Source organism: Burkholderia sp. BCC1047 (genome assembly GCF_902833155.1).
Lineage (GTDB): Bacteria > Pseudomonadota > Gammaproteobacteria > Burkholderiales > Burkholderiaceae > Burkholderia > Burkholderia sola.
The window spans coordinates 148,778-169,042 of sequence record NZ_CADFEH010000010.1; the positions used below are offsets into that span (position 1 = coordinate 148,778).

Sequence of the window (20,265 nt, forward strand, 5' to 3'; positions counted from 1 at the left end):
GTCAATTGAGCGGCATCGCCGCGTAGTCGAGGACGTCGAGCTTTTCGAAGGTGGCCTGCACGGTCGGCGTGAGCAGGCCCATCTCGCGGATCGTCGGCACGAGGCGCCGGAAGATCGAGCGGCGGATCGAGCTCGATACCGGCGACTCGCGCACCATCGCGCTGCATTCGCGCTTGGACAGCCCCATCGGTTCCCAGATGTCGTCCGCGCACAGATGCTCGTACAGCACGGCCGCGCCTTCGCAGATGAATTCCTCGCGCTCGCGCAGCTCGTGCGAACTCATCTCCGCGTACACGCGGCACAGCGTGATCCGGCCGACCGCGAAGTGGCGCGCTTCGTCGCGCTGGATCCGCAGGAACAGGTCCTTGATGAACGGGTCGGTGCTGTACGCGACGACGCTCTGGAAGATCGACAGCGCGATGCCCTCGACCAGCACCTGCATCCCGAGGTTCGTCATGTCGAGCGCGTTGCTCGTGATCGTGTCGTGCAGCAGCCCCTTCAGCGAGCGGCTCATCGGGTAGCTGACGTCGAGCTTCTCGTTGACGAGCTTCGCGTACGCCTCGACGTGGCGCGCTTCGTCCATCATCTGCGCGGCCGCGCACAGCCGCGCGCTCAGGCCGTTTTCGGCCGACGCGAGCTTCGACGCGCAGATCAGCGCGGCCTGCTCGCCATGCAGGATCTGCGACAGCAGCCAGCCCTGCGCGTGGTGGCGCACCTCGTGCTTGTCGGCGTCGGCGAGCTTGCCCCACAGCTCGGTGCCGTAGATCAGCAGCGTCGGGTCGGGCATGCCGAGCGGGTTCGCCGGGTCGAGGTCGTGGTTCCAGTCGACGTCGGTCGCGACGTCCCACTGCGCGGCCTTCGCCTTCTCGTATAGCCGGTTGAGCGCCTCTTCGCGCAGCGTGTAGTCGTTCGACATCAGCGCGTCGACGGGCATCGACCAGCGGATATCGGCCGTGTCCTGCATCACGGTAAGCGTGTCGTTCATCAGGGTCTCCCCGGCCGCGCGGCGGCGCCGGAATGATGGGCGGAATCGGTGAATGGGGCGGCGCGCGACGCGCCAGGGTGCGGTTCGAGCCGGATCGCGAACGCCGGCCACGCGCCGCGCAGTTGCGCGTCGAACGCATCGGCGAGCCGCGCGGGCCAGATCGCGCAGCACACGCGGTTGTCGCCGGCGAATTCCGCATCGCGCAGGATGCGGTCGCCGATCCAGACGACCGGTGCGCCGCGCGCGGCATCGCGCAAGGCTTCGTCGTACAGGTGCACGCCGAGCAGCACGTGCGGCGCGAGCAGCTCGGCCGGCAGCGCGCCGAAATACGGCGCGCACACTTCGATGAACAGGCGCGCGTCCGGGTGCACCGCGTCGCGAATCCGCGCGGTGACTTCGGCGAGGAATGCGAAATACTGCACGTGGTCGAGCAGCACGCGGCGCTCGCCGCCGGCCGCGTCCGACGTATTGTTCGCGTCGTACGCATCGCTGGCCGCTTCCGCGAGCGCGGCGCGTGCGTAGTCGGTGGGCGTGTCGAGCGGCATCCGGTACGCGCTGGCCGCGACCGCGACTGGCTGGCGCGCATCGCGCTCGATCCGGTAGGTGAAGTGAACGGGTCGCACCATCTCACGCCTCGCCGTCGAGAGAGAACGTCGCGTCCGGCGCGAACGCGACGTCGGCGATCGCGTAATAGCCGTTCAGTGCGAGCGAGCAGACGGCCGCGCGGCGCGGCGTGTCGCCGGCGCGGTGCGCGAGCAGCACCGACAGCCACGGGTCGCTGCCGAACGCATGGCCGAACACGCCGTGGCCGTCCGGCAGCAGCGGCGTCTTGCCGACCGACGCGAGCAGCGCGCGCCGCGACGTGGCCGGAAAGAACGGCAGCGCCGCGTGCAGGCCCGGGCGCGCCGCGCAGAACGTGCGGATGTCGCGGCCGAGCCGCACGACCGCGCTGGACGGCGGCGCGGCGTCGGCGATCACCGACTGCGCCGGCTCGCGGCCGACGTCGACGAGCAGCGTGCAGACGCCGAAGCCCGAGCGCCCCCAGGCGGGGTTGCCGTGCCAGTACGTATAGCCGTGCACGTCGATGTCGACGATCTGCAGCAGCAGCGTGCGCGGCCCGGTCTCGGCCGCGGTCGCGAGCGTGCGGCGCAGCACGTAGCCCCAGCCCGCGCATTCGTACGAGCAGGTCATCCAGTCGGGCGTGTAGTCGTTCGCGCCGGCCAGCGCCCGCGCGAACACGCGATGCTGCGGCGAATCGTTCATCAGCAGCATCGACAGGATCGTCGAGCTGACCACGTAGTCGTCCGCGCCGACCGCGCCGCACAGCCGCTCGCGCTCGGCGCACGCGAGCGTGCCGATCGCGTGCGCCGTGTCGTCGAGCGGCACGGCCGCGCCGTCGCGCGACGGCGCGACGCGCCGGTACGCGAGCGCCTGCACGGTCAGCGCGGTCGCCGGGGCCGGCTCGACGGCGGCGGTCGCCACGGGGGCAAGGGGCGCGAGCATCGCCGTATCAGGCCGCGTGCTGCTGGCTGCGCAGTTGCGCGTCGAGCTGCTGCAGCGTCGTGTACTGCGTGATGTTCAGCGCTTCCGGATCGATCGAACCGTAAAGCTGTTCGCAGAACACGATCAGCTCGACGATGTTCAGCGAATCGATGCCGAGTTCGCCGATGCCGGCGTCCGTGTCGACGGTTTCGACGTTGAGGATCTTCGCGACTTCGCGGGACAGGATGTCGAGCGCGTCGGCCGGAACGTTCTGGGTCGTCATGAGGGGAGCTCCTGGAGTTGAGTTGAATGGATCGGGATCGATCGGCCTGTCGCGTGGATCAACTGCCGGCTTCGCAGCGCAGGCTCTTGCGAAGCTCGTGATAACAACGGTACGAACTGCCTTCCATCTTCGAAAACGCCAGCAGGTCGCGCTGGTCGTCGAACAGCGGCACCTTGCCGTCGCGCACGAGAGCGCTCAGGAACTCGTTCGACAGCAGCTTGATCGCTAGCACGCGCTGCACCTTGCCGAAGCTGTAGTGCGCGTCGTCGGTCTGGGTGCGCGCGGCGTCCGCGATGAAGCGGTGCACGGCGCGCGCGTCGGCATCGAGTTCGACGCGGCCGGTCCGTTCGAGCCAGCCGACGTGCGCCATCAGCGCGCGGACGAAGTACGGCCGCACGACGGTCAGGTATTTGTTGAAGACGGTCGGCCCGCCGATCCGCAGCCGATCCTCGGCGGCGACGCGCACCGGGCCGCCGACGTTCGCGAGTTGCAGGTTGCCCGCGAGGAACGGCGCGCCGCAGGTCGTGCGTTTCAGTTTTCGGTACTCGTCGGGCCACACGAGATAGGCGGCCGGGAACATCACGCCCGGCAGGCGCGCGGCGACGACGGCCATGCAGTCGCGGTGCGCCTCGATGCCCCATACCTTGTCGACGGTCAGCGCGAGCCCGTTGTCGTCGCTGCGTACGACGGTGCGCCAGGCGGCCAGCGTCGGGCCGCCGCCGTCGCTCATCAGGAACGCGAAGTTGTGGCCGGCGTCGATGCATTCGCATGCGCGACGGTTCTGGTCGTCGGAGAAGAACAGCCCGAACATGATGCGGATGAATGCGCGCATGAACGGCTTGAACAGGTGATGAAACCCTTCGCTGCCGATCTGCTCGAGCAGCGCTTCGGTGAGCGGCGCCTCGTCGTGCCGCAGCGGTGTCGACGCGGACGCGTCGGGCAGCACGTCCGGCGTGGCGGCACGCAGCGCGATCACCATCTCGCTGTCGAGCAGCCGCACGGCGGCGGCTTCGACGAGCCGGGCCGCCGCGCGCGGCGGCGTGCCGATCGCGTCGAGGTGGCGCAGCACCGGATACGCAGCCTGGTCGGCCACGCGCAGCAGCGGCGGCGGTGCGACCGGGGTGGGAGCGGAAAGCGTGGACATGGCAGGGTTCCTGTCAGAAACGCACGCGCACGGCGGCGTCGATGCGGGTGCCGAGGCCGACCATCCGGTACTCGGACTGGCTGTCGGAGAAGGCGTGGGTGAGCGCGACATCGACGCTCACGCGTTTGTTCACGTCGGCGACGACCTGCGCGATCGCGAGCAGGCCCTTGTCCTGCGGCGAATAGACGCCGCGCAGCGAATACTCGACGCGGCCGACCTTCTTGCCGAGCCGCGCGAACAGGTAGTCGCGCAGGCTGCCGTCGACGCTCACGAAGTTGGCCGTGCCGCCGAGGCCGGCCAGCGCGGCGCCGGGCGCGACAGGCAGCAGTGCGTTGTTCGCCTGCGCCGCGCCGACCATCCGGCGCCACTGGCTCGCGTCGTAACGCGCTTCGTCGTGCGACCACTCGACGATCAGCGACAGGTTGCCGGGCAGCGCGCTCTGCATGCCGACCGCGCTGCGCCACATGTACTGGCGATCGTTGCGGCGATCGACGGCGTCGTACGCGTCGGCCGAATCGAGCGGCGTGCCGTTCGCGATGAACGCGGGCAGCGGCCGCGTCGTGCCGCGTTCGAGCCACGCGCTCGCATAGACGGTGTTCGAACGCGCGACGTCGAACGACAGCGTCGCTCCCGCGCCGCCTCGGCCCGCGTGACGGCCCGCGAGCAGTGCGGCCGAGCCGCCCGCCCAGTTGTACGCGCCGCGCACGAGCTGCGTCGCGCCCTGCACGTCGCGGTTGTCGACGTCGTTGCGCAGCGTGCGGTTCTCGCCGGCGATGAATTGCAGCGTGGTCTGTTCTCCGGCCCATTTCGCTTCGACGAGCGGCGTGCCTTCGACGTCGCCGTAGCGATCGTAGATGTCGGCCGTCGCGGCCCGCTTCTGGAAGAAGCCGAGCGGGAAGAACGCCTGCGACGTGTCGAGCGTATCGATCCGCTTGCCGGCCGTCAGCGTGATGCCGTTGTCGAACGCGTAGCGCACGCCGGCTTCGTTGAAGCGGCTCGCCTGTGCGCCGAGCGAATGGTTGCTGGCGACGACGCGCGCGTTCACGAACAGGTTCTCGCCGTCGATGCGTGCGAGCAGGCCGGCTTCCTGCTGGTTGCGCGGCGAGTCGCCGATCAGGCGGCCGAGCAGCGCGCGGCCGTCCATGCTGTCGACGGAGCGCGCGTAGCCGATACCGTTGAGCGTGCCGAGCTGATCCATCAGCGATTCTCCGTGCGCGAGCGTGCAACCGAGCGCGAGCGGGATCGCGAGCGCGACGCCGGGCCAGCCGCGGGACGTGCGGTTTGCGCGATCGGGCGGTGAACGGAGGCGGTCACGATGAGCGTCGGCATCGGCGTCGTACTCATTGGCCATCGGCGAGCGTGTCGGGATTGAACCATCCCGACGGAATCTTGCGCGGTTGGCCGTCGAGGATGTCGACGACGCTCGCGCGCTGCTTCTCGACCTCGTTGCGATACGTGATCTTGCGGATCACCTTGCGGCCGTTCGCGTCGACCGGAGCCGAAAAGTCGGCGCTGCGAAACAGCAGGCCGCTCGCCAGGAAGAACTGCGCGCGCACCGGCACGTCGGTGTCGGGCGTCACCCACAGCTTGATCGTCGGGTACACGTTGTCGGGATCGGCCGCGCTCAGGTCGAGCTCGGTGGCCGGCTTGCCGGCGATCGGCGTCGTGCCCGGCACGGCCGTCGCGCGATAGCTGTCGGCCCAGTGCGTGCGCGTGATATCGCTGATCACGACTTCCCCTTGCAGCCGCTGCATCCCGTTGATGCGCACCGCGCTGCGCGTGTTCGGCACGTAGAACCAGTGCCCGCGCGTCGTCGCGAGGTATTTCTGGCCGTCGTTCTCGCCGCTGCGCGTCAGCGCGAGCGTGTCGCCGTTGCCGCGCGTGTAGACGAGATAGCGCGTCGCGTCGCCGGCTTGTCCGCCGACCTCGTTGGTGATCCGGATGTTCGTCTGCGTATCGGCGGCCGTGCTGCGGTAGGCGTCGGCACGGGCGAGCATGGTCTGGGCCGTCGGCGTGTCGGCCGCGTGCGCGGCGAGCGGCACGCACGCGACGAGCGCGGCGAACGTAAGGCGAATGCGGTTCATGGGGCGAGTCCTTCGAGGATGTTGCGTTTCGCGAGCCCGATCGTCGCGAGCAGCGCCGCGGCCACGCCGAGCACGACGAACGCGGCTTCGACGGCGGCCACGGCGACGGGCGATACGGTGAATTCGAGCAGGATCGGTTTCACGCGGCCGGGCGGCGCCGGCAGGTGAATCTGTGCGTGATTGAGCGCGATCATCGTCAGCAGCGCGAGCGCGATGCCGGCGGCCGCGCCGAGCAGGCCGAGCAGCGCGGTTTCCTGGATCAGCACGCCGCGCACCGTCGCGGCCGGCACGCCGAGCGCGCGCAGCGTCGAGATCTCGCGGCGCCGCTCGACGATGCTCATCAAAATCCAGTTGCTCATCGACAGCAGGATCGTCACGCAGAGAATCGCGCCGAACACCGAGAACTGGTTCTTGTACAGCGCGACGACCTGGTGATAGAGCGACACGAGCTGGTCCCAGGTCCGCACGTCGAGCGTCGGCAGCGCGGTGCGCAGCGTCGCGGCGGCGGCCGTCGTGCCGGCGGTGTCCTCGAGGAACACCGCGATGCGCGACGCGCGGTCGGTGCGCAGCAGCGCCTGCGCGGCCGTGAACGTCACGTTGACGATCCGTTCGTCGACGTCCTTGTTGCCGGTGCTCATCACGCCAACAATCTGCGCGTCGGTCGCGTTGATGCCGCCATGCGCGGTCGACGCCATCAGCTGCACGACCGAGCCGACGTGCACGCCGAGCTTGCGTGCGAGCTCCGCGCCGACGACGACTTCGGTCCCCGCGTTCGTCGGCGACAGATAGTGGCCCGACAGCACCGTGTGATAGTCGAAGAAGCCGGGCGGCTCGCGGTTCGGTTCGATCCCTTCGCCGACGAAGCCGTAGCTCAGGTCGCCGTTCGATACGAGCCCGTCGAAGTCGATGCCGCGCGCGGTCGTCGCGACGCCGGGCAGCTTTGCAATCGCCTGCGTGGCGGCGGCCTGTTCGTCGGCGGTCAGCCCGTATTGCAGCGGCCGTTCGCCGATCAGGTCGAGATAGCCGTGATGCAGCACCTGTACGTGGCCGACGCCGCTGTCGATCGACCCTTCGCGCACGGCATCGAACGTCGCGATCACGTAGCCGAGCGCGAGGCTCGACGCGAACGCGGCGACGCCGATCATCGCCATCGTCAGCACGGTGCGGCGCCGGTTGCGCCAGAGGTTACGCCACGCAAACGTCGACCAGTTCACGATTCACTCCCGGTACGCCGTCGCGCATCTCGATGCGGCGCGGCAGGTGCGCGCACAGACGATCGTCGTGCGACGCAATCAGAAAGGCGGTGCCCAGCGTGCGGTTGGTGTCGAGGATCAGCTCGGCGACCGCCCGCGCATTGGTGCTGTCGAGGCTCGCGGTCGGCTCGTCCGCGATCACGATCGCCGGCTCCTTGGCGAGCGCGCGGGCCAGGGCGACGCGCTGCTGTTCGCCGCCGGACAGCTCGCCGGGCCGATGCCGTTCGCGCGCGGCGAGCCCCACCGCGTCGAGCATCGCGCGGGCGCGCTCGCGCCGCGTGCGCGGCGTGCCCCACGCGAAGCAGCCGAGCTCGACGTTCTCGAGCGCCGACATCACCGGTATCAGGTTGAACTGCTGGAATACGAAGCCGATGCGTTCGCGGCGAATCCGTTCGAGCGTGTCCGGCGCGTCGTCGATCCGGCGGCCTTCGAGCCAGCGTTCGCCGCTCGTCGGCACGTCGAGAAAGCCGGCGAGGTTGAGCAGCGTGCTTTTGCCGCTGCCCGACGGACCGACGAGCGCGACGACGTCGTGCCGGGCGATCGAGATCGTCGCGTCGCGCACCGCGACGACGCGGCCCGCGCCTTCGTACGTGCGTGTGACGTCGCGCAGCTCGAGCACCGGGGCCAGGGGCGCGGCCGTCATGCGAATGCTCCCTGGCCCGCTTCGACGGCAACCGGTGCTGCGATGACGGGCAGCGCGCCGTTCGCATAGAGATCGCGACACTTCACGCGCTGCAGCTTGCCGCTCGTCGTGCGCGGCAGCGAGCCGGGCTCGACGAAACACAGATCCTGCGCGGCGAAGCCGATGCGCGACGCGAGCAGCTGCTGGCATTCGGTGCGCGTTTGCGGCGTCGCGTCGACGGGCCGCGCCTCGATCGCGACGACCAGCCGCTCGGTGCCGGTTTCGGGATCGGGCAGCCCGAACGCGATGCACGTGCTCTTGCGCAGCGCGCTGTGCGACGCCAGCGCTTCCTCGATCTCGTGCGGGAAATAGTTGCTGCCGCGAATGATGATGACTTCCTTCTTGCGGCCGAGGATATGCAGCTGGCCGTCCGCGACGTAACCGATGTCGCCGGTGCGGAACCAGCCGTCGGCCGTCAGCGGCGCGGCGATCGTGCCGTCGTCGGGGTTCAGGTAGCCGAGCATCACCGACGTGCCGCGGATCGCGACTTCGCCGACCGCGCGGTTCGCCAGCGCGCGGTCGCCGTCGTCGAGGATGCGGAACGCCATCCCGTCGATCGGCGTGCCCATCGCGAGCACCGTTTCGGTGTCCGTCTCGCGGCCGTCGTTCGCGGCGGCCGGCTGCGCGTCGCGGCGCTCGATCAGCGCGCGCCGGTCGAGCGTGTCGGCGATCACGTACGGCGCGCCGTCGACCGCGCCTTCGTGCCACGCGCGATGCATCGATACCGCGAGCGTCGATTCGGCCATCCCGTAGCACGGTTGCAGCGCCGATGCCGCCAGGCCGTACGGCGCGAACGTCGCGGCGAAATCGCGCAGCGTCGCGTCGTCGACGCGTTCGCCGCCGATGAAGATGTTGCGGCACGCGGACAGATCGACGCCGTCCATCGCTGCCGCATTGAAGCGGCGCACGCAGTAGCGCAGCGCGAAGGTCGGCACCGACGTCGTCGTCGCGCGCGCCGACGCGATGCGCTTCAACCAGCCGAGCGGATTCCGGATGAAGCTGTTCGGCTGCATCATCAGCAGCGGCGCGCGGTAATGCAGGTTCGACAGCAGCGTGAGCAGCCCCATGTCGTGATAGAGCGGCAGCCACGACGCGGTGCCGTCGCCGGCCGCGATATCGAAGCGCACCGAGCCGCCGATGCCGAGCACGTTCGCGATCACGTTCTCGTGGCTGAGCACCGCGGCCTTCGGATGCGACGTCGAACCGGACGTGAGCTGCACATGATGCGGATCGCTGCCGCTCTTCGCGCTGATCAGTGCGCGCGCGCCGGCGTCGGCGGCATTCGACAGCGTCGCGAGATCGACCACGCGTGTTGAGGCCGCGGGAAACGCGTCGTCGCGCCACGCCGCGGCCTGCGCATCCGCGGCGACGACGATGCGCGGCCGGTACAGCTCGCACGCGACGTCGATCACCTGCCGTCCGGCCGCCGCGCGCCGTGCGGGAACGGGCACGGTGCAGGGCAGCGCACCCGTCATCACGCAAGCCATCATCGCGACCGCATGCTCGACCGACGCGGGCAGCGCCAGCATCACCAGATCGTTCTCGCGCACACCGAGCTCGCGCAGCGCGCCGGCCTGATGAAACACCGCTTCCGCGAAGCGCCGGTACGTGACGCCGGCTTCGTTGCCCGCATCGTCGACGAACGTCATGCGGTGCATGGCGCCCGCGACGTCCTCGAGCGATTCGATCAGGCGATGAATGGTCGATGCGTACTTCGTCACGAGGATTCTCCCGTTGCGGAACACGGCCGCTCGCGCCACGGTGCCGGCGGCGCCGTTCGTCGAGTGAGGTGGATTCTTGCCGGATCGATCGGCCGCGACAAACGGAATCTATGCAGGCTATGCATGAGCGGAGCGCATCCACTCGGGGCAGCGCACATTCGTTATCAGCGTGAACGGTGAATACGCACTAGGTGACTGGTCTGTCTCATTCGACCGGTCGTCTAGTTCACGATGTGGTGCGCTCATGCGCAGGCGTCATGCAATGCGTTCGGAAAATTCGTTTGTCCGAAACATCGACTCACAGAAGAATTGCATCCCGGCAGCGCGCCAGCGCCGCCGCGTCATCGTGCCGGCAGGGCCCGGCTCAAGGAGAGCGTCTTGTCCGTCACCTCATCGCTGGTCGCCCGCACGAAATTGGTTGCAGACATGAAGAGCCGCCCGAGCGGCGTGGTCTTCTCGCTGAAGCTGGCGGTGTACGTCGCGCTCATCGCGCACGGGATGATGTTCGCGCTGTCGGCGCTCGTGATCCTGAAGATCGTCGGCATCCTGCTGATCGGTGCGATGTATGCGCACGGCGTCGAGCTGCAGCACCAGGCGCTGCATTACCAGGGGTTCCGCAGCAAGCGCCTGAACATGGTGTTCGGCGTGCTGCTCGGCATGCCGATGCTCGTGTCGTTCCACGCGTACCAGGACAGCCACCTGCGCCATCACCGGCTGCTCGGCACGCCGGAGAACAAGGAGTTCTTCGACTACGGCGACCAGTACGGCGCACGCCCCGTCGTCAATGTCGGGCTGTGGGCGTGGCGGCTGTCGATGGCCGCGCACTATATCCAGTTCGCGAAGAGCGTTGCGAAGCTCGTCGTGCCGGGCGCGCGCTTCGGCGACAACGCGCTCGTGTCGCGTGCGATCCGCCGCAACTACTTGCTGATGGCGGCGGCGATCGCGCTGCTGGCCGCGCTGTCGTTCGCGCTGCACACGTGGTGTGTCGTCTGGGTGTGGGTCGTGCCGCTCGTGTGCGTCGCGGCGCCCGTGCATGCGCTGGTCGAGATGCCCGAGCACTACCGCTGCGACCTGACGAGCACCGACCCGTTCCGCAACACGCGGACGATCGAGAGCAATGCGTTCATGACATGGTTCACGAACGGCAACAACTATCACGTCGAGCATCACATGATGCCGAACCTGCCGATCGAGCGCCTGCACGATCTGCATGGCGCGATCGCGCCGCGCATCCGCTATTACCACCGCACGTACCGGCAGTTCTACTACGCGTTGCTGCGCGGCCGGCTGACGCCGCGCTCGGTGGACGACGATCGGGACGATCGCGAGCCCGATGCCGAAGCGGTTGCGTCGGCGTCCACGCAATCGGCATGACTACCGCTGCCGACTATCTCGGGACGACGATGCTCTATCCGGAACTGTTCAGGTCGCTCGAAGCGGTTCGCTGGGACATGGAGAAGGACATTCCGTGGAACCGGTTCGATCCCGCGTTGCTCACCGACGAGCAGGCCGAGACGATCAGGATGAACGCGATCACCGAATGGTCGGCACTGCCCGCGACGGAAATGTTCCTGCGCGACAACCGGCACGACAGCGATTTTTCCGCGTTCATGAGCGTGTGGTTCTTCGAGGAGCAGAAGCATTCGCTCGTGCTGATGGAATACCTGCGCCGCTTCAGGCCGGAGCGGGTGCCGACCGAAGCGGAACTGCACGCGGTGCGTTTCGAGTTCGATCCGGCGCCGCCGCTCGAGACGCTGATGCTGCACTTCTGCGGTGAGATCCGTCTGAATCACTGGTACCGCTGCGCAGCCGACTGGCACACCGAGCCCGTCATCAAGCAGATTTACGAAACGATTTCGCGAGATGAAGCGCGTCATGGCGGCGCTTACCTGCGCTATATGAAGAAGGCGCTGAACGACCACGGCGACGTCGCGCGTGCCGCCTTCGCGAAGATCGGCGTGCTGATGGCGTCGGCGCGTCGCACCGAGAAGCCGCTGCACCCGACCAACCTGCACGTGAACCAGGCGCTGTTCCCGCGCGACACCGTGCAGTCGCGCCTGCCCGATCCGGAATGGCTCGAGCGCTGGCTCGACGAGCAGATCCGTTTCGACGGCGAGTGGGAGCAGAAGGTCGTCGAGCGGATCCTGCACAACCTGTCGATCCTGTTCGAGCGCACGTTCGCGACCGCGCAGGAACTGAACCGCTATCGCCGCGAAGTGACCGCGCGGACGAATGGCGCGGTGGGCCGCCCGTAGCGGATCGATACAGGCAGCCCGTCGCGCGGTGCGGGCCGGAATCCGGCCGACATCCGAACGCCATGCGGCCGAACGGCGCTACCGGCCGGCGAATTAATCATTTCCGGACATAATCGACGCATCAGTTGCTTGAAATTGCATGGCAGCTTTGAAATTCATCCGTTTAGCATATTTATGTAAACACGGAATTCCGGATTTAGATGGCATTTTCGTGTATGTTACCGACCGGTTATCTTTCGAAATTCGGGAAAATAAATTTAAAAGTTGGCTGATTGAAATTGAATTGTAGGAATCGGATGATGCATCTCCTTGTGCGAAGAGATCGACACGATAGCGTCGTATTCTGGCGGTAATCCTATGTTTTTGAAGGAGTTTATCGACTATTTGGAGTGCTGGATTCGTTCGCATATTAATTTACAAAATCACTACCGGGATAATGTTCGTGTAAGTATATTGGTGCGATCAAAATCGATAGATAAATACAAGTGTCACGATTGAAAATAAGAATGATGTGCATCCATGCTTCAATATAAAATCGTTTCCGAATCCAAATGGGAGAGACGATTCAGGGAGAGAACGGCGACTTATCTGTCGATGGGTGCAACTTTGAGGCGGCGGTATGGCTAATGTGAGATTGGCAAAGCGATTGAGAAGTCTGCCTTCGCTGGATTTCCTGAGAGGCTTCGAATGCGCGGCGCGCCATTTGAGCTTCACGCGGGCGGGGCAGGAACTGAACGTCACGCAATCGGCCGTGAGTCGGCAGGTCAAGGCGCTCGAAGAGCAGCTCCGGATCGAGCTGTTCCATCGGCACATTCGTTCGTTGACGCTGACCGACAAGGGGCGCGAGCTGTACGACGCGATCTCGTTCGCGTTGTCCGACCTGGAATCGGTGGTCGGCAAGCTGTCGTCGAGTGTCGGCCAGCGCGCCATCTCGTTGTCGACCACCGTCTCGTTCGCCGCGCTGTGGCTGATTCCACGCCTCGGTTCGTTCCGCGCCAGCTATCCGGACATCGACGTGCGCGTGTCGGCCACGAGCGAAATCGAAGATCTCAAACGCAAACGTTTGCACCTGGCCGTGCGCTATGCAGGCCCGTATACGTCGACCGACGATACGGACGTGCTGTTTCGCGAGCGTGTCGTCGCGGTGTGCAGCCCGAGCCTGGTGGCGGCGGGCGACGCCGCGTCGATGAAGCCGGCCGACCTCGACAAGCACGTGCTGCTGCACCTCGACGACCCGCGCGGCGAATGGCCGTGGCACGGCTGGAGCCATTTGTTGAAGGAACTCGGCGTGCCGCGGCTGCGGCCGGCCGGCGCGCTGCACTTCAGCCAGTACGATCAACTGGTCCAGGCCGCGGTCGACGGCCACGGTATCGCGATCGGCAGGCGGCCCCTCGTCGACGGGCTGTTGAAGCAGGGGCGGCTCGTCGAGCTGTTCCCGCACTGCACCGTTGCATCGGGCAGCTACGTGCTCGTGCAGAACCCCGATGCGTGCAACGAATTCGATATCGCGGTGCTGACCAACTGGTTGCTCGAACAAGCGTGTCATTCGCTCGAGGAAGAGCCGGGCATCGCCGGCAGCAACGTGCTGCCGATGTACCGCGTCGGATAGCGCGGCGCGGCGTGGCGAATGCGTCGTGCGCGGCGTCATGCACGACGCCTGCAACCTGTGCGATGATGCGCCGCTTCGCGTTCGTCGCAGAACGCCGCCGACTGCGGCACCCGTTTCCGGGCCATCGCCGCGTCCTCACATCCGGAGACAGCATGCCCGCACACAGTATTCATGGCAGTACCCTGCACTACCTCGATCACGGCGCCGGTTTTCCGGTGCTGCTCGGGCACAGCTATCTGTGGGACGCGACGATGTGGGCGCCGCAAATCGACGCACTGTCGCGCCGGTATCGCGTGATCGTGCCGGATCTGTGGGGGCATGGCGAATCGGGCGCGCTGCCGGACGGCACGCACACGCTCGACGATCTCGCCGCGCACGCCAGCGCGCTGCTCGACGCGCTGGAGATCGAACAGTGCACGATCGTCGGGCTCAGCGTCGGCGGCATGTGGGGCGCGCGGCTCGCGTTGCGCGAGCCGCAGCGCGTGCGCTCGCTCGTGATCATGGATGCGTCGCTCGAAGCCGAACCGGATGCGACGCGCGCCCGCTACTTCGGGATGCTCGACGCGATCGAGGCAGCGGGCCGCATCGCGCCGCCGCTGCTCGACGCGATCGTGCCGCTGTTCTTCCGGCCGGATGTCAATCTCGACGACCCGGTGCCGACGGCGTTTCGCGATGCGCTCGCGAACCTGCCGGCCGACCGGCTGCGGCAATCGATCGCGCCGCTCGGCCGGCTGATCTTCGGCCGGCCCGATACGCTCGCGACACTCGCCGAACTCGATGCCGCACGCACGCTGCTGATGTGCGGCGCGGGCGACATGGCGCGCCCGCCGTCGGAAACCGTGAAGATGGCGAGCGTGATCGGTTGCGCGCATGCGCTGGTGCCCGACGCCGGCCATATCTCGAACCTGGAAAATCCGGCGTTCGTCACGCGCACGCTGCTCGACTGGTTCGACGCGCAGCAACTGCCGTCGAACTGACGATCGCGCGAACGGCGACGCCCGCGCGCTCGGCGCCGCGCAGATCGGTTTTTCCGGTGGCGAGCCGCCGCAGCGCAGCGGTCGGAAGTGTCGGACGGACATGCACGCGGCTGCCGGGTTTCTAACGATCCTGATTGCGTGGGCGTGAGCGCGGCCGTCGGGTCGCGCGGCCGAATGGTCGCGATCGACCACCCATCTTCCGGAGTACTACCGATTCGATTGGGAATTGAGGTTGCCAGTCGACACACGAAAATCGGAGGTACGAACGAAAGTTTGTTGCACGCCGTGTGCATGACAGAAACGCATCTGGGGGGCGCCCGCAACCGTTTTCTCCGTTCCTGATCCCGGGCAGACGGTGCGGGCAGGGCAACGCGCATATCGCATGCGCCGCATTCGACCGACGCGAACGCCCATCAAAACGAGTCGATCCGAATTCGATGAGCGCGCCGGACGAACTGCCCTATGACGGATCGATACCGACAAGTCCGACAAACGGCATAGGATCCGGCACGCGAACGAATCGTCCAGTGTAATCAATCGTAATCGCATGTAACCCTTGGTTATTCCGTGTGATCCCGTGTATCGGCCATGGGTTCGGTTTCTTCAACGACAAACGTTTGCGTGCCGCTATACCGAAAGATTCGACGATGGAACCGGTATTTCATTACCGATCCGAGGTCACGCACGATCTGAATTTTCCTTAAACGGCTGGCCAAAATCCCGGGATGACGTTTGCGCGAAATCGCCGGCTTCACCCGGCCTGAGCGACATTCGACCATGCCTGCCTGAACGACTCTCACCAGCGCCCACGCGGGTCGCCGCGATACGGCCGGTTCGCCCATTGCGGCGGCGCCACTCGAAAAAGACGGCTCATTCGATCGATTTCGGTTTCTCTTCATTACCGGTGATTTCCCCTGCCTGCGTTATCCCGATTCATATTTCCCAACATTGATGCACGTCAATGTTCCACGAAATGGCGTGATCGTATTTCCACCGAAATTGACGAATTTCAATAAATAGGACCATATCATTGGCTTGATTGAATCCGACAACAACACGGCGAAAACAGACATTGACAAATCGGCGGGCGAGAAGCGCCCCTTATGATGCGGCGCAGAAAACAACAAATGTAAGAAATTGTTAAAGGGCCGCAAGATGCAAACAGTGCCGAATCATTCATCGACGGGGTCAAGCGTGAATCGGGGAAGAGGCGCCGGCAACGAACATCAACGGGCAAGCGTAATCGTCCTGTTGCTCGAGGGTTTTTCCATTATGCAGATGGGCAAGCTGGCCGCCGTTTTCGAACTGGCGAATCAGCTCGGACGGGTCGATGGCGCATTCGTCGACCGTTACGAATTGCGCCTGTATTCCGTGCATGGCGGCCCGGTTCGTTCGTCGTCGGGCGTCGGCATCTGGACGGAAGCGGCGCGCACACTCGAAGCCAGCAGGGTGCACGCGATGTTCGTGTTGAGCGGTCAAAGCGGGACCGACGAGCTCGACGAACAGTTTATTGCGTGGGTCCGGCATGTCCATCAGCGGGCGCGGGTCGTGCGCGGCAGCCATGGCGGCCGGAGATTGCTGACGCAGATTCGCCTGGCGCAGAAAGAGATAGAGAAGGCAGCGCCGGGAACGGACGGCGGCGCGTCGGACGATGAAGCCGCCGGCGACGAAGACGACGGGCCTTTCTCCGATGCGTTGTCGATCGTCCGGGTGGACATGGGTTACGAAATCGCGCAGGAAATCGTGATGTGCATGGTGTCCGGCGCGAACCGCAAACTGACCGACGTGTTGTTCGGCGCACGCGTCGCCCGTGCGAGCACGCTGATCCGGATGGCCGCGCATCATTTGCGGGTCAATAGCGAGAACCGCATTTCGATCGCCGATGCCGCGCAGGCCGCTGCGATGAGCGAGCGCAATTTCTTGCGGCGCTTCAAGAACGAAATCGGTGTCACGCCTACCGAGTTCGTGCTGAGGATACGCCTCGAAAAGGCATGCCGCATGCTGATCGAGACGGATCTTCCGGCGGACAAGGTCGCGCGGCGCACCGGCCTCGGCAGCGGCGACCGGATGGCAAAACTGTTTCGCCAGCACTTGCAGACATCGCCGACCGAATTTCGGGCGGCTGCACGAAAAGACAGTGACGCGTCGACGGACACGCTGTACGCGTCGGATTTGGGCGACTGGATGAGCGGCGCATCGTCCTAGAGCGGGCGATCGCAATTCGCCATCGGACGCCCATCGGCGAAGTCGCTTTACCCGAATTCAATTCCATGCCTGGATATCGATGTTTATTCAGCATGACGATTTTATTAATTTGGAATACAAATCAATTGTATAGGTAATTCTGATTGGACGAAGGCGGATTCGGCCACAATCGTGGCGCGGTCGGACATCGATCAACCCACGCGTATTTCCACTGATTAAGTTATCGACTGGCCTTTCGAGGAGTCGGCACCCCGGTACTCCTCGGAATTTTGCCTGCCGTGTCGTCGTGAGCGCACCGTGCAGGCCTTTTTATTCGTTGGGCGAGCATCGAGTGCCGTCGTTCGGCCGATGCTCGCTCGTAGGCCAGGACGCACCAGGCGATGCATGCGCATGCCCCGTGCGCGCGCATGGCGGCCGCGACGAATTGCAAATCGACATGAAATTCATGTCGTACATCCGATCCGAATCCGGGCATGAATGGGTGCGAACGCACGTTATTCGTGCATCGCTCGATTCGAGAAATGGATCGAATAATTCGCTCGTGAAATCGGCCTTGATTTGTTCCGCCATCAACAAGGCGGATTCGGACGCAATCGATAAAGGCGCAAGTCGCGGCGAATATGATGCACTGCGGAAACGTTGAAGCAGAGGCGCCGCAACCAGCGTGCCGCGTGATGTGATGCCGCGCTGCGTCGTGAGTGGATATTGGGTGATGAATTAGGAGTTCATATCAATGAATTCGTTGATCAATCGAGCGACCGATATCGGAATGATCGTGCTGGGCGCGTTCATCCCCGCATTGATCGGTGCGACCGGCGGTGCGCGTGGCACCCTGTTCGACGGTGCCCTCGTCGCGTTTGCCGCCGCGCTGGCGTTGTCGGTATTTCCCGCATGTGGCATCTACGAGAAGGTGCGGACGCAATCGGCGCTGCACCTGCTCGGGCGCACGGTGCTGGCATGGATCGTCGTGCAGGGCATGAGCACCGCGCTGCTTTACGTGCTGCATCGTGCGCATGTGCTGTCGAGCGAATGGTTCGTGTGCTGGACGCTCGCCAGCGGGATCGGCCTGATCGCATTCCGCGCGCTGACGCTCGCGATCTTTGGTGTGATCGAGCGTGCGGGCGGTCAGGTGCGCGCGGCGGCGATCGCGCACGCGGACCGGCGCGGCCAGTTCGAGATCGGCCACCGGACGGTCGGACGCGTCAAGCGGACGGTCAAGCGGAGCTTCGACCTCGTGGGCGCGTCGGTGCTGCTCGTCGTGCTCGCGCCGGCATTGCTGGGCATCGCATGGGCCGTGAGGCGCGACGGCGGTCCGGCGATCTTCGGGCATGAGCGTGTCGGCCGAAACGGCCGGCGCTTCAAGTGCCTGAAATTTCGCTCGATGGTGACGAACGCCGATGTGGTGCTCAAGGCGCTGCTTGAGCGCGACGCCGACGCCCGGGCGGAATGGGCGCGCGAATTCAAGCTGAAGAACGATGTCCGCATCACGCCTATCGGCCGCCTGCTCCGCAAGACGAGCCTCGACGAACTGCCGCAGTTGCTGAACGTGCTGAAGGGCGACATGAGCCTGGTCGGGCCGCGCCCGATCGTCGAGGCGGAGCTCGAACGCTACGGCGCCGACGTGCGCTACTACCTGATGGCCAAGCCCGGCATGACCGGCCTTTGGCAGGTCAGCGGCCGCAACGACACCGACTATTCGACGCGCGTGTCGCTCGACGTGTCCTACGTGCGCGACTGGTCGCTGCGCCGCGACATCGGCATTCTGTTCAGGACGATCACCGTGGTGGTGCGCGGCTCGGGCGCGTACTAGCCGCTTCCTCCCGCATGTGAAGGCGGTGCGATCGCGCGTGGCGGAAGGCGGCGCAACGGTACGGTGTGGCGGCAGGCATGTCCGGTCTCGACAGGGGTGCTGTACTCGCGGTCGATACACGACGCGAGGCGACCGGAGCAATTTCAGACTAAAAAAGAGCGAGGTTGTAATGCAGAAGTTGCGTCAAATGGAACCGGCGCACGCGCCGCGCCGACGATCGCGAGTCGGTCGACTCGTGATGATCCTGCCGCTGTGTGCGTTGCTGGGCGCGTGCGGTATCGCGCCGGGCATGCGCATGCAGCAGCCGGCGTCGATTCCGCTGCAAAGCGGCACGACGCCCGGTGAGAGCGCCACGCTGCCGGTTCCGGTGACGAATATCGACCTGTCGCTGATCCGGCACATGCGCGATACCGAACGCAGTGTGCCGGGCGAACTCCACGATATCGTCTCGTCGCCGGACGCATACACCATCGGCCGCGGCGACGTATTGCAGATCACCGTATGGGATCACCCCGAACTGGCGGCGGCACTCGGCGCGCCGGCACAGTCCGCGCCGCGCGCCGCGGATGCGCCGCCGGGTTTCGTCGTCGATCAGGACGGTACGCTGCAGTTTCCTTACGCGGACCGGTTGCCGGTCGCCGGGCTGACGGCCGAGCAGGTACAGACGCAGCTTGCGCGGCGTCTCGACAAGACGTTCAGGAATCCGCAGGTCACGGTGCGGATCGCATCGTTCCGCGCGAAGCAAGTGTATATCGAGGGCGAGGTGCATACGCCGGGCTCGCAGCCGGTGAACGACATCCCGATGACGCTGTATGACGCGATAGGGCGGGCAGGGGGATTCTCGGCGGCGGCCGACCAGAGTCGCATCGTGCTGGTGCGCGACGGCGTCGAGCGCAGGATCGATCTGACCAGGATGGCCGAACAAGGACGCAATCCGTCGAAGATCGTGCTGCGCAACGGCGACCTCGTGCGCGTGCTGGCACGCGACGAGAGCGGCGTATTCGTGATGGGCGAGGTCAACAAGCCCGTCACGGCGTTGCCGATGCGCAATGGCCGGCTGACGTTGAGCGAGGCGATCGCGCAGGCCGGCAGCCTGAACGCGAACACGGCCGACGCCGCGCAGCTCTACGTGGTACGCGGGATGCAGGACGCGCAACCGCAGGTCTATCACCTCGATGCCCGCTCGCCGGTCGCGATGGTGCTCGCCAATCAATTCCAGTTGAAGCCGAAGGACGTCGTCTACGTCGACGGCAACGGGCTCGTCCGCTTCAGCCGCGTGCTCAGCCTGTTGCTGCCGGCCATCAATGCCGGCCTGACCGCGGCGATCGCGACCAAATGATGGAGTCCATCCTGATCGTCTGCGAAGGTAACATTTGCCGCAGCCCGATGGCCGAAGCGATGCTGCGTCAGTCGATGCCGGGGCGCCGTGTCACGTCCGCCGGCCTGAACGCACTGGTCGGCATGCCGGCCGCGCCGTATGCGCTGGACGTCATGCGCCTGCGCGGGTTCGACGTGTCGCCGCATCGCGCCCGGCAGGTCGATCGCGCGCTGTGTACCGACGCCGACCTGATCCTCGTGATGGACCGTCGACAGCGCACGTCGCTCGAGAACCGGTTTCCGTTCGTGCGGGGACGCGTGTTCCGTCTCGGCGAATACACGGACTTCGACGTGCACGACCCTTACCGGCAGCCCAGGTTCGTATTCGAACGCTGCGCGCGACTGATCGAACTCGGCGTGTCCGAGTGGTCGAAGCGCCTTCGTATCGTCTGAAGCCG

18 protein-coding genes are annotated in these 20,265 nt (G+C 65.8%); 8 read left to right on the forward strand and 10 right to left on the reverse strand.

All coding sequences use genetic code 11. The features are described from left to right. Position 1: 1 nt before the first annotated feature. Genes HWX55_RS13485 through HWX55_RS13530 form a run of 10 tightly spaced genes read right to left on the reverse strand, consistent with a single transcriptional unit; the run spans position 2 to position 9,634 of the window. Positions 2-985, reverse strand: coding sequence for a ferritin-like domain-containing protein (locus tag HWX55_RS13485; RefSeq protein WP_175976020.1), 984 nt, complete (start codon positions 983-985; stop codon positions 2-4). Beyond that, positions 985-1,611 carry a hypothetical protein gene (locus HWX55_RS13490; protein ID WP_175976021.1) on the reverse strand — a complete coding sequence of 209 codons (627 nt, stop codon included), beginning with the start codon at positions 1,609-1,611 and terminating at the stop codon, positions 985-987. Before HWX55_RS13490 ends, HWX55_RS13485 begins: the two co-directional genes overlap by 1 nt. Position 1,612: 1 nt before the next feature. Then, positions 1,613-2,488: a hypothetical protein gene (locus tag HWX55_RS13495; protein ID WP_175976022.1), complete on the reverse strand. Its 876-nt coding sequence runs from the start codon at positions 2,486-2,488 to the stop codon at positions 1,613-1,615. 7 nt (positions 2,489-2,495) lie between these two features. Continuing rightward, positions 2,496-2,750, reverse strand: a complete 255-nt coding sequence (locus tag HWX55_RS13500; RefSeq protein ID WP_006481176.1) for an acyl carrier protein — start codon at positions 2,748-2,750, stop codon at positions 2,496-2,498. Positions 2,751-2,808: 58 nt separating this feature from the next. Then, a complete protein-coding gene (locus HWX55_RS13505; RefSeq protein ID WP_175976023.1) occupies positions 2,809-3,894 on the reverse strand; it encodes a hypothetical protein in 1,086 nt (361 codons plus the stop codon). A gap of 13 nt (positions 3,895-3,907) precedes the next feature. Next, positions 3,908-5,245: a hypothetical protein gene (locus tag HWX55_RS13510; RefSeq protein WP_175976024.1), complete on the reverse strand. Its 1,338-nt coding sequence runs from the start codon at positions 5,243-5,245 to the stop codon at positions 3,908-3,910. Further along, positions 5,235-5,978, reverse strand: coding sequence for an outer membrane lipoprotein-sorting protein (locus HWX55_RS13515; RefSeq protein WP_175976025.1), 744 nt, complete (start codon positions 5,976-5,978; stop codon positions 5,235-5,237). Before HWX55_RS13515 ends, HWX55_RS13510 begins: the two co-directional genes overlap by 11 nt. Beyond that, positions 5,975-7,192 (reverse strand): FtsX-like permease family protein, encoded by a 1,218-nt coding sequence (locus HWX55_RS13520; RefSeq protein WP_175976026.1) that lies wholly within the window; start codon positions 7,190-7,192, stop codon positions 5,975-5,977. Before HWX55_RS13520 ends, HWX55_RS13515 begins: the two co-directional genes overlap by 4 nt. Then, positions 7,164-7,874, reverse strand: a complete 711-nt coding sequence (locus tag HWX55_RS13525) for an ABC transporter ATP-binding protein (RefSeq protein ID WP_175976027.1) — start codon at positions 7,872-7,874, stop codon at positions 7,164-7,166. Before HWX55_RS13525 ends, HWX55_RS13520 begins: the two co-directional genes overlap by 29 nt. Then, positions 7,871-9,634, reverse strand: coding sequence for a fatty acyl-AMP ligase (locus HWX55_RS13530; protein WP_244140558.1), 1,764 nt, complete (start codon positions 9,632-9,634; stop codon positions 7,871-7,873). Before HWX55_RS13530 ends, HWX55_RS13525 begins: the two co-directional genes overlap by 4 nt. Before the next feature lie 426 nt (positions 9,635-10,060). On the opposite strand from HWX55_RS13530, the gene HWX55_RS13535 reads away from it, so the two are divergent. The 8 genes from HWX55_RS13535 to HWX55_RS13570 all read left to right on the forward strand — a co-directional run bounded on the left by HWX55_RS13535 (position 10,061) and on the right by HWX55_RS13570 (position 20,260). Further along, positions 10,061-11,008: a fatty acid desaturase gene (locus HWX55_RS13535; protein ID WP_175976058.1), complete on the forward strand. Its 948-nt coding sequence runs from the start codon at positions 10,061-10,063 to the stop codon at positions 11,006-11,008. A 29-nt stretch (positions 11,009-11,037) separates the two neighbouring features. Beyond that, positions 11,038-11,889, forward strand: a complete 852-nt coding sequence (locus tag HWX55_RS13540) for a ferritin-like domain-containing protein (protein WP_175976059.1) — start codon at positions 11,038-11,040, stop codon at positions 11,887-11,889. A gap of 619 nt (positions 11,890-12,508) precedes the next feature. Then, positions 12,509-13,498 (forward strand): LysR substrate-binding domain-containing protein, encoded by a 990-nt coding sequence (locus tag HWX55_RS13545; RefSeq protein ID WP_175976029.1) that lies wholly within the window; start codon positions 12,509-12,511, stop codon positions 13,496-13,498. Positions 13,499-13,650: 152 nt separating this feature from the next. Next, positions 13,651-14,475: an alpha/beta fold hydrolase gene (locus HWX55_RS13550; protein WP_175976030.1), complete on the forward strand. Its 825-nt coding sequence runs from the start codon at positions 13,651-13,653 to the stop codon at positions 14,473-14,475. A gap of 1,278 nt (positions 14,476-15,753) precedes the next feature. After that, on the forward strand, positions 15,754-16,680 hold the full coding sequence (locus HWX55_RS13555) for a helix-turn-helix domain-containing protein (RefSeq protein WP_244140561.1): 927 nt from the start codon (positions 15,754-15,756) through the stop codon (positions 16,678-16,680). 733 nt (positions 16,681-17,413) lie between these two features. Further along, positions 17,414-18,490, forward strand: coding sequence for a sugar transferase (locus tag HWX55_RS13560; RefSeq protein ID WP_089490097.1), 1,077 nt, complete (start codon positions 17,414-17,416; stop codon positions 18,488-18,490). A 169-nt stretch (positions 18,491-18,659) separates the two neighbouring features. Beyond that, positions 18,660-19,829 (forward strand): polysaccharide biosynthesis/export family protein, encoded by a 1,170-nt coding sequence (locus HWX55_RS13565; protein WP_175976061.1) that lies wholly within the window; start codon positions 18,660-18,662, stop codon positions 19,827-19,829. Next, on the forward strand, positions 19,826-20,260 hold the full coding sequence (locus HWX55_RS13570) for a low molecular weight protein-tyrosine-phosphatase (protein WP_050013562.1): 435 nt from the start codon (positions 19,826-19,828) through the stop codon (positions 20,258-20,260). Before HWX55_RS13565 ends, HWX55_RS13570 begins: the two co-directional genes overlap by 4 nt. Positions 20,261-20,265 lie beyond the last annotated feature (5 nt).

Bases quoted from the DNA above. Each gene is read 5' to 3' on its own strand.
- HWX55_RS13485 (WP_175976020.1), bottom strand. From the start codon at position 985: ATGAACGACACGCTTACCGTGATGCAGGACACGGCCGATATCCGCTGG.
- HWX55_RS13490 (WP_175976021.1), bottom strand. From the start codon at position 1,611: ATGGTGCGACCCGTTCACTTCACCTACCGGATCGAGCGCGATGCGCGC.
- HWX55_RS13495 (WP_175976022.1), bottom strand. From the start codon at position 2,488: ATGCTCGCGCCCCTTGCCCCCGTGGCGACCGCCGCCGTCGAGCCGGCC.
- HWX55_RS13500 (WP_006481176.1), bottom strand. From the start codon at position 2,750: ATGACGACCCAGAACGTTCCGGCCGACGCGCTCGACATCCTGTCCCGC.
- HWX55_RS13505 (WP_175976023.1), bottom strand. From the start codon at position 3,894: ATGTCCACGCTTTCCGCTCCCACCCCGGTCGCACCGCCGCCGCTGCTG.
- HWX55_RS13510 (WP_175976024.1), bottom strand. From the start codon at position 5,245: ATGGCCAATGAGTACGACGCCGATGCCGACGCTCATCGTGACCGCCTC.
- HWX55_RS13515 (WP_175976025.1), bottom strand. From the start codon at position 5,978: ATGAACCGCATTCGCCTTACGTTCGCCGCGCTCGTCGCGTGCGTGCCG.
- HWX55_RS13525 (WP_175976027.1), bottom strand. From the start codon at position 7,874: ATGACGGCCGCGCCCCTGGCCCCGGTGCTCGAGCTGCGCGACGTCACA.
- HWX55_RS13535 (WP_175976058.1), top strand. From the start codon at position 10,061: ATGAAGAGCCGCCCGAGCGGCGTGGTCTTCTCGCTGAAGCTGGCGGTG.
- HWX55_RS13540 (WP_175976059.1), top strand. From the start codon at position 11,038: ATGCTCTATCCGGAACTGTTCAGGTCGCTCGAAGCGGTTCGCTGGGAC.
- HWX55_RS13545 (WP_175976029.1), top strand. From the start codon at position 12,509: ATGGCTAATGTGAGATTGGCAAAGCGATTGAGAAGTCTGCCTTCGCTG.
- HWX55_RS13550 (WP_175976030.1), top strand. From the start codon at position 13,651: ATGCCCGCACACAGTATTCATGGCAGTACCCTGCACTACCTCGATCAC.
- HWX55_RS13555 (WP_244140561.1), top strand. From the start codon at position 15,754: ATGGGCAAGCTGGCCGCCGTTTTCGAACTGGCGAATCAGCTCGGACGG.
- HWX55_RS13560 (WP_089490097.1), top strand. From the start codon at position 17,414: ATGAATTCGTTGATCAATCGAGCGACCGATATCGGAATGATCGTGCTG.
- HWX55_RS13565 (WP_175976061.1), top strand. From the start codon at position 18,660: ATGCAGAAGTTGCGTCAAATGGAACCGGCGCACGCGCCGCGCCGACGA.
- HWX55_RS13570 (WP_050013562.1), top strand. From the start codon at position 19,826: ATGATGGAGTCCATCCTGATCGTCTGCGAAGGTAACATTTGCCGCAGC.